The organism is Corallococcus sicarius (genome assembly GCF_003611735.1).
Classification (GTDB): domain Bacteria; phylum Myxococcota; class Myxococcia; order Myxococcales; family Myxococcaceae; genus Corallococcus; species Corallococcus sicarius.
Genome location: NZ_RAWG01000368.1, coordinates 1 through 8,521, shown reverse-complemented (window position 1 = coordinate 8,521; position 8,521 = coordinate 1). Strand labels below are relative to the sequence as shown.

Annotated in this window: 9 protein-coding genes; 4 read left to right on the top strand and 5 right to left on the bottom strand. The window is 70.6% G+C overall.

Going from position 1 to position 8,521, the window contains the following annotated elements:
* On the bottom strand, positions 1 to 819 hold an 819-nt coding region (locus D7X12_RS35825; RefSeq protein ID WP_208719492.1), incomplete at its 3' end, for a glycosyltransferase family 39 protein.
* Positions 820 to 832: 13 nt separating this feature from the next.
* A complete protein-coding gene (locus D7X12_RS35820) occupies positions 833 to 1,804 on the bottom strand; it encodes a COX15/CtaA family protein (protein WP_120629701.1) in 972 nt (323 codons plus the stop codon).
* 147 nt (positions 1,805 to 1,951) lie between these two features.
* Between D7X12_RS35820 and D7X12_RS35815 the strand changes: the two genes are divergently transcribed.
* Positions 1,952 to 3,082: a coiled-coil domain-containing protein gene (locus D7X12_RS35815; protein ID WP_120629698.1), complete on the top strand. Its 1,131-nt coding sequence runs from the start codon at positions 1,952 to 1,954 to the stop codon at positions 3,080 to 3,082.
* 9 nt (positions 3,083 to 3,091) lie between these two features.
* On the opposite strand, the gene D7X12_RS35810 is transcribed toward D7X12_RS35815, so the two are convergent.
* Positions 3,092 to 4,498, bottom strand: a complete 1,407-nt coding sequence (locus D7X12_RS35810) for an NAD-dependent succinate-semialdehyde dehydrogenase (protein WP_120629697.1) — start codon at positions 4,496 to 4,498, stop codon at positions 3,092 to 3,094.
* Between the two features lie 196 nt (positions 4,499 to 4,694).
* Here D7X12_RS35810 and D7X12_RS35805 point away from each other — a divergent pair, with 196 nt between their 5' ends.
* Together D7X12_RS35805 and D7X12_RS35800 are read left to right on the top strand one after the other, a co-directional pair.
* Entirely contained in the window at positions 4,695 to 5,126 is a 432-nt protein-coding gene (locus D7X12_RS35805; RefSeq protein ID WP_120629696.1) for an ExbD/TolR family protein, read from the top strand.
* On the top strand, positions 5,126 to 5,554 hold the full coding sequence (locus tag D7X12_RS35800; protein ID WP_120629695.1) for an ExbD/TolR family protein: 429 nt from the start codon (positions 5,126 to 5,128) through the stop codon (positions 5,552 to 5,554). The genes D7X12_RS35805 and D7X12_RS35800 overlap by 1 nt, the downstream gene beginning before the upstream one ends.
* Before the next feature lie 10 nt (positions 5,555 to 5,564).
* Here the strand turns inward: D7X12_RS35800 and D7X12_RS35795 are convergent, their stop codons facing one another.
* Both D7X12_RS35795 and D7X12_RS35790 read right to left on the bottom strand, forming a co-directional pair.
* Positions 5,565 to 6,044, bottom strand: coding sequence for an SMI1/KNR4 family protein (locus D7X12_RS35795; protein WP_244224980.1), 480 nt, complete (start codon positions 6,042 to 6,044; stop codon positions 5,565 to 5,567).
* The gene (locus tag D7X12_RS35790) at positions 6,041 to 7,600 is read right to left on the bottom strand and encodes an HNH endonuclease (protein ID WP_244224979.1); all 1,560 of its coding nucleotides are present in this window, start codon (positions 7,598 to 7,600) and stop codon (positions 6,041 to 6,043) included. Before D7X12_RS35790 ends, D7X12_RS35795 begins: the two co-directional genes overlap by 4 nt.
* Positions 7,601 to 7,710: 110 nt before the next feature.
* On the opposite strand from D7X12_RS35790, the gene D7X12_RS35785 reads away from it, so the two are divergent.
* Complete coding sequence (locus D7X12_RS35785) at positions 7,711 to 8,439, top strand: phosphatase PAP2 family protein (protein WP_120629699.1); 729 nt, start codon at positions 7,711 to 7,713, stop codon at positions 8,437 to 8,439.
* The last annotated feature ends 82 nt before the right edge of the window (positions 8,440 to 8,521 follow it).

The window sequence follows — 8,521 nt, the reverse complement described above, 5'->3', positions numbered from 1 at the left end:
CACCCGCCCCACGTCCGGAGCCCGGCAGCGCCGCGAGGCCACCGCCCCCGCCAGCGCGAGGCCGACGAAGATGACGAAGGGCACCTTCACCAGGACGGCCAGCCCCGCCAGCGCGCCGAAGGCCGTCCAGCGCCAGCCGCCCCGCTCCAACGCCGCCACCAGGGCCGTCACCAACACCAGCGTGAACAGCACGATGAGCGAGTCGCGCAGCAGGGTGAACTCGTGGACCACCAGGGGCGCGTACAGCAGCGCCAGCACCGCCGCCGCCACGCCCGCCGTCTCGCTGAACAGCACCCGGCCCAGCCGGTACGCGAGGAAGACGCCCAGCACGCCCAACGCGAGCTGCCACGCGAAGACGAACGCCGCGTCCGCGCCGAACACGACGCGGGTGAGCGCCAGCAGGTAGGGATACAGCGGCTCCTGGAAGTACGTGGGCCCGCCCAGCCAGTGGTCCCACAGCGTGACGGCCATGGCCTGCGGCGCGTACGCCGTGTCCTTCGCCAGGCCCAGCTGCACCGGGTACGTGGGGTGCTCGCGCATCACCTGGCCGGCCACCCTCCGCATCCACGCCGTCATGGGATGCAGGGGCTGCCGCTGCAGCCAGTCCCCTTCCGACAGATGCTGGGACCACTGCGCGAAGAAGTAGTTGTCCGACGAGGGGTTCTTCTCGTGGATGTGCAGCAGCGGGCCCCCGGCGAGCTCCATCCCCACCATCAGCCGCACGAAGACCGCGGCGAAGAGCAGCACGCCCAGGACGCGGCGGCGGTGGAGGACGAGCCAGGCATCCACGCGCTCGGTCAGGGGAAGGGGCGGGGTCATCGGGCTCGCGAGCCTACACCGGCTCCACGCGCGACGCGGGGGCGCTCGAAGGCTCCAGGCGGGGCGCGTCCTCCGCGAGCCCCGCCGCGCACAGCCGCACCACGCACATCCACACGCAGTCCGCGAGCAGCAGGTGGATGAGCTGCATCGCCACCGGCGCCAGCAGCACCAGGTTGAGGACGCCCGCGCACAGCTGCGCGACGTACACGCCGGTGAGGAGCACCGACGCCTGACGCACTTCCGGCGAGGGCCGCAGCCGCGCCACCGACCGGCCCACGAACACCAGCAGCGCGCCCAGCCCCACCGCGAACACCGGGTGCAGCACGCGCAGGCGCAGCAGCACGTGCGCCGTCTCCGACATGTCCTGGCGCAGGCCGTCCGCGAGGCTCGTGGCGGGGAACAGCGTGTCCCCCAGCGCGGCCACCGCGCCGCTGACGCCCAGCACCAGCATGCCGGCCACGCTCACGCCCAGGAGCACGGCCACCGGGCCCTGGCCCTTGAGCACCATGCGCGCGCGGCCTCCCGCGGCCCACACCACCAGCGTCTGCGCGCCCACGAGGAGGAAGGTGTTGGTCAGGTGGATGCCCATCCACACCGCGCGGCCCACGGACGCGTTCTGCGCCACGTACTTGAGCAGCACGATGCCCGCGCCCACGAGCCCTTCGGTGAGCATGAACACCAGCGCCCAGCCCGCGGCGCGCCGTGCGGGGTGCGTCTTGGGGAGCGCGCGCCGGGCCCACACGTACAGGGCGACGGCGAGCAGCGTGGCCAGGCCGCTGGTGAGCCGGTGCGTGTACTCGATGAGCGTCTGTACGGTGGGGGCGCGCGGCACCACTTCGCCGTTGCACACCGGCCAGTGGTCACCGCACCCGGCGCCGGAGCCGGTGGCGCGCACGAACGCGCCCCAGAGGATGACGCCCAGCGTGTAGATGAGGACGCCCTGGCTGAACCACTGGAAGCGGCGGGACGCGGCGGGAAGGGTCATCGTGCCCTCCCAGTACCGCATCCGATGAGGCCGGGCCACCGCGCGGGTCCGTCCGCCTGCCCGCCGCCCGCCACGCGCTCAACACCTGCCCTTATGGCCCTGTCGCCGACAGTCCCCAAGCCCGGGCGAAGTTGTTAGCGTCACCGCGTGCCCCGAGACCGCGAAGCGCCGCCTGCCTCCCCGTCCTCCCCCGATGCGGCCGAGCGCCTGCGTCGGCTGGAGGCGGCCATCGAGGAGGGCCGCGCGCGCAAGGACGCCGCCCTGGAGGCATGGGTGCGCCGGATGGGCCGCCTGCCCACCGACAAGGAGCGCGACCGCTGGGAGCGGGAGTGGGAGCGCGGCGCGGAGCGGGAGCGCCAGCGGTGGGAGAAGCAGTGGGAGCGCGAGTCGAAGGACGCCCTGCGCCGGGCGGAGCGGCACGCCAAGCGCGACGCCTACGCCGCCCAGCAGCAGGCGTACCGGGAGGCGCGGCGCGCGGAGAAGGCGGCCCGTGAAGAGGCTTCGCGCAACCCGGTGCTGGGGGTGGGGGAACTCATCGTCGCGCTGGCGTGCGTGGCCACCGCGGTCATGCAGTTCGACGGCTATTGGTGGCTGCTCTTCGTGGCGTTCGCGTTCTTCCGGGGGGCCGCGAAGCACCTGCGCCCCACGAACAACCCGCTGCTGACGCGCGTGGAGGAGCCGTCCTCCGCCCCCGTGCTGCCGGTGGAGCAGAAGGTGCCCGCGGCGCCGGTGGATCCGCGCCTGGCGCGCGTGGACGCTGTCTGCGAGAAGCTGATGGCGGAGCTGCGCGCGGCGCCGGGCGTGTTGCAGGAGATGGTGCGCTCGCCGGACCGCACCGTGCAGGAGCTGCGCAAGGGCTGCCACGAGCTGGTCCGCCGCGAGCGGGAGCTGCGCACGGTGGCCCCGCCGGAGGACGTGCAGCGGCTGGGCGAGGAGCGCAAGAAGCTGGAGACGCGCTGGGCCTCGGAGGAGGACAGCGTGGTGCGCGACCGGCTGCGCGCGGCGTTGCAGGTGCTGGACGAACAGGTGCGCCAGCGCACGGAGCTGGGCCGCGCGGCGGACCGGCTGGAGGCCGAGTTCACGCGGCTGGCCTACACGCTGGAGAACCTCTACGCCCAGGTGCTGCGGGTGCGCTCGGCGGACACCGCGGACCTGGACGTGGCGGGCGCGGGCCTGCGCCACAGCGTGGAGCAGCTGGGCGCGGAGGTGGACGCCGTCACCCAGGCGCTGGAAGAGGTGCACGGCGCGCCCCTGGATGGCCGGGTGCGCACGCGTTAGTCGGGGTGGCTACTCGCCCACGTGCTTGGACGGAGGCGCGCTGCCGGATGTCCCGCCGATGCGCACCGTCTTCGCGTTGACGAACTCGCGCAGGCCCAGGTCGGCCAGCTCGCGGCCGTGGCCGGAGTGCTTCACGCCGCCGAAGGGCAGGCGCGCGTCGGAGGCGACGAGCGCGTTGACGAACACCATCCCGGCCTCGATGCCGTCGATGAACCGGCGCTGCTCCGCGGAGTCCTGCGTCCACACGCTCGCGCCCAGGCCGAACTTCGTCGCGTTGGCCAGCTCCACCGCGTGCTCCAGGTCGCGGGCGCGCAGCAGCGTGGCCACCGGGCCGAAGAGCTCGTCATGGAACGCGGGGGCCTGGGGCGGCGGATCCGCGAGCACGGTGGGCGGATAGAAGTTGCCGGGGCCGCCCTGGGGCTTTCCACCCAGGAGCAGCCGCGCTCCGGCCTTCACGCTCGCCTGCACCTGGGCGTGGAGGCCCTCCAGGATGCCGGGCGTCGCGAGCGGTCCTACGTCCGTCTTCGGGTCCATGGGGTCGCCGACCACCATGGTCTTCATGCGCGCAACGAAGCGGCGCTCGAACTCCTGGGCGATGGGCTCCGCGATGATGAAGCGCTTGGCCGCGATGCAGGACTGGCCGTTGTTGATGAGGCGCGCGGACACGGCGGTCTCCACCGCGCGGTCCAGGTCCGCGCTGGGCATGACGATGAAGGGGTCGCTGCCGCCCAGCTCCAGCACGACCTTCTTGATGGCGCGTCCCGCGGCGGCGCCCACGGAGCGGCCCGCGCCCTCGCTGCCGGTGAGCGTCACGGCCTTCACGCGAGCGTCGTCGATGACGCGGTTGACGTCCGAGGTGTCGATGAACAGCGATTGGAAGGCGCCTTCGGGGAAGCCGGCGTTGCGGAACACCTCTTCCAGCGCGAGCGCGCACTGGGGCACGTTGGAGGCGTGCTTGAGCAGGCCCACGTTGCCGGCCATGAGCGCGGGCGCGGCGAAGCGGACGACCTGCCAGAAGGGGAAGTTCCACGGCATGATGGCGAGCACGGGGCCCAGGGGCTGGTAGCGGACGAAGGCGGTGTCGCCGTCCACGTCGATGGGCACGTCGCGCAGGAGCTTCTCCGCGCGGGTGACGTAGTAGCGGCAGGCGGTGGCGCTCTTGCGGGATTCGGCCTTGGCGGCCTCCAGCGGCTTGCCCATCTCCTCCGTCATGAGGTGGCCGAAGCGGTCGGCCTCCACCTCCAGGATGTCCGCCGCGCGGCGCATCCACCGGGCGCGGTCCGCGAAGGACGTCTCCCGGTAGGTGCGGAACGTGTCCGCGGCCCGTTGCAGCTTGGACTCCAGCTCCTGGGCGGAGAGCGCCTCGAAGGTGCGCAGCGTTTTGCCCGTGGTGGGGCTGATGGTGGCGATGGCCATGTGCGGGTGCCTCCCAGGTGCGAACGTCCCTGGGTGATAGCAATCCAGGCACGGCTGACAATGCCGACCCGACCCGAGCGTCCAGGGGCGTACGCCCCGGGCCATGACGCAACGATGACCGAACCACCGGATGTCCACGGCCAACGCGACGGCGGGCCCATGGTCCCATGGCCTCCGATTCGCCAGGAGGCTGCGCATGGGAATGGCCGTGGGAGGCAGGGGTGGAGTGAAGGCCGACATCAACGTCACGCCGCTGGTGGACGTGGTGTTGGTGTTGTTGATCATCTTCATGGTGGTGACGCCCATGTCCCAGGAGGGCAGGGACGTGGCCCTGCCCGCGGCGGCGCAGGGCGAGCACCGCGACAAACCGCCCGAACCGCTGATCTTCTCCCTCACCGCGGACAAGGCGCTGTACGTCGGGATGGACGTCTTCCCGGACATCGCGCGATTCGAGGACCGGGTGCGGAACGAGCTGCGCGCGGAACCGGAGCGCCGGCTGCTGCTCAAGGCGGACGAGACGCTGACCTGCGGCGACGTGCTCGGCGTCCTGGGTCGCTCGCGGGATGCCGGAGCGCGGAAGGTGTCGCTGGGCGTCGCCGTGAAGAAGACGAACGGAGGAGGAACGTGATGCGCGCTCGACGTCCCATCCTGGTGAAGCCCCAGTCCGGTCTCCAGTCCGACATCAACGTCACACCGCTGGTGGACGTGGTGCTGGTGCTGCTGATCATCTTCATGGTCGTGACGCCGCTGATGCGCCGGGAGCTGATGCTCCAGCTCCCGTCACCGGAGCCCTCCGAACCCACGCCTTCGAAGGAGCTGCCACCGGGGCTCGTGCGCCTGACGGCGGAGGGGACGCTGCTGCTGGAGGGGGAGGCGGTGAGCGAGGCGGACTACGTGCCGCGCCTGCGCCGCTTCCTGGAGGCCCGTCCACGCGGCCAGCGAGGCCTGTTCTTCCAGCCGGATGCCCGGGCGCCGTACTCACGCCTGGTGGTGGCGCTCGATGGGGCGAAGTCCGCCGGGGCGGAGGCGCTGGGGTTGGGGCTGGAAGCCCCCTGAGTCGTACGCCTCAGGCCTTCAGGAGGGTAGGCGAAAGCGCATCCGCCCGGAGCGCCGCGATGAAGCCGTCCAGGGTGTCGGCCAGCAGGTAGAGGCTGTTGGCGCCACTTCGGGCCTGCGCGTCCCAGTAGAACACCCTGCCTGCTTCGGCTCCGGCGATGGACAGACACACCTTGTCGGCGCCTTCTGTCGTCGCGATGGGAAGCAGTCCAGGAGGAAGGCGCTCCTGGAAGACCTCCAGGTTCCAGTCGAGGTTGCATGATTCGACAGGATCCTTCAGCCCGAAGAAGAGGTGGATCCGGCCCAGAGGGTTCCCCTCCAGTCCGTGGATCTCGAAGAGGTCCCGCTCGGGGCGCCCCCCATTGGTGGCCAGCAGGAACTCTCGAAGGGGGAGTGGAAGCTCGAACCCGTACTTCGATTCAAACGAAGCGAGGTCGCCCTCTTCGAGGAGCGGTCCACCTTCGGTCGTTCGTAGAAGCTGAACCATCATGGGACTCCTGAGAAACCGCCTGTATGTCCTGTCCGGGCGTGAATAGCGGTAGGAACCAACTGCAGGGTGGCGCGGTCCTGATGGTGATGCCAGGTCATTCCCTTGGGCGTCTCCTTCAAGCCTGCTGCCTTGTTGGCCGCGGCGAAATCCCCAGCGCGCGAACCCGTATACGGAATCTCCACCTCGACCTTGACGACTCCTGCAGCCCTGAAATCAGGGTAGCCCTCCGCGTCGAAGGGGACACCGGTCACCGGATGTCTTCGACCCGCCAGATGTGCATTTCGAATGGGAGCATCGGTTGCGAACCCGTTCGTTGAAGGAGGCCGTGGAGGCGCTCGATTCGCCTCCGCCAGCACGGCTTGCGCCTTCGCCGCGTTGCCTCGGGCCTCATACAGGGCCAGCACCCCGGCTTCTCCCCATTCGGCCGCGACGTAGGCGTTCTCCCGACGGGCCCGGAGGTACCTCAGCACGTCGCGAGCAGCATTGACGCCCAGCCGCTCCTCCAGCCTCTGCACCGCCGCTTTCAGCTCCCCCAGGTCGAGCCTCGAGAGCTGAAGTCGCCACCGTCCACCGCTCCCTATGGAGCCCGGCTTCACGACGGAGCGTGCGCCCTGGCTGCTTGCATACAGCGCAACCATCAGCGCAGCCGGTGCCAGCTCGCGCGTGGCCTGCTCGTACCTGCCCGCAGCCAGTGAGGACGCACCGTGGGCTGTTCCCGTCACCAGATGGAAGAAGCCCAGTGGCACCCCGAATGTCAGGTGGTCGAAGCTGCCCGCCACCAGACTGCCCGGTGAGAAGTGTTCCTTCATCAGGGCCCGCTCCACCTCATCAAGCGCCTGTCTGTAGGGGGGAGGCAGCTGCTCGCGCTTCGCGGTGAGGTCCAGGTAGCGGGCGCCTGCACTCGTTTCGCTGCTGGCGAGCGCATCCCGGCTGGCACGTCCCAGGCCCCGAAGTACGTCACCGGTCCGTTCAGGCCGCTCCGGATGCTCTTCCAGGACCAGCCCTCGTTGGCGCAACTGCTCGCGGACCGTGGTCATGGCACCCAGCGTCTCCGCGAGCTGCTTGTCCTGGGCCAGCAGGCGGAGCACGTCGCGCAGCTCGTCATCGAACGCGGAGTGGAGGATGAAGAGGGCGAACACCTCGGCCCGGGCCACGCCGTACCGCTCCGTGGCGCTGACGAGAAAGGCCGCGCGTTTTCGGACGAGGACCGCTGCGGCCTGCGCGTCCAGCGGGCCCAGGGCTCCAAGACGGATGGCGTCCCAATCGTTCAGGGACTCCACCAACCGGGGCATGTTCCTCCCGCGCTGCATCGCCGCGAACTCCGCGGGTGATGCACATGCCAGGAAGGGGGCCAGCACCTCTTCGCTGGACTCCAACTGGGGCCAGCCGCGAGGCAGCTCCTGACCGCCACAGCCCGCGCTGGCCGCCTCGTCCGAACCTTGCGTTGCCCATGAAAGGTCAGGGTCGGGTTCAAATGGCGATGTGGCGCAGCCCATCAGCAGCCCGGCGACGAGGGCCGCGACAAGGCGCTGCCAATGGCTGGACTGCTTCACCATCACGGAACCCCCGGGTGCTCGTGCCAGGAGCGTCCCACGCATGGAGCCTGTCCGACACTCGCTCACAAATGTCGGTAGCGGCCCCGCAGGGCAGGCCCTATGTCACGGCCATGTTACGCGGGACGTGGCAGAGGCTGTCGGGTTGGGACGTGGCGGTGACGCGGCCTCTGGGCCTGCTGTTGCTCGTGGTGGCGTGCGTCCTGGGGTTCGTCGCCCTCTCGGACGAGGTGCATGAAGGCGAAACGCAGGACATCGACGAGCGCATCGTGCGCTCCCTGCGCCGCCCCGAGGACCCCGCGCTGCCCCGGGGCCCCTGGTGGCTCGCGGAGAGCGCGCGGGACGTGACGTCGCTGGGCGGCTTCCCCGTGCTGTCGCTCATCACCGCGACCGTGTGCGGCTTCCTGGTGGTGGCCCGTCGCTACCGCACGTCCCTGTTCGTCTTGAGCGCCATCGTGACGGGGTGGCTCCTCAACTCCGTGCTGAAGTCCCTCTTCAACCGGCCACGACCCTCGGTGGTCCCCCACCTCACCGAGACCATGTCCACCAGCTTCCCCAGTGGCCACGCGATGCTGTCCGCCATCACCTACCTCACCCTGGGCGCGCTCACCGCCCAGTTCGCCGAACACCGCCGCGTGAAGGTCTACCTCCTGTCCGTGGCCATCCTCCTGTCCGTGCTCGTGGGCTGCACCCGCGTGTACCTGGGCGTCCACTACCCCACCGACGTGCTCGGCGGCTGGGTGGCCGGCCTCGCGTGGGCCCTGTTCGTCACCGTCGCCGCCAAGGGCGTGCGCCGCCACAGCCCCGCGCTGCGCGAAGAGGCCCACCGCCCCGTGGAATGAGGCTTGCGCCCGGGACCCGCGCCCCCCAAGAAAGAAGCCCCACCTTCGCCGCCTCGCGCGTAGGGTTGCCTCCTCCGTGTCC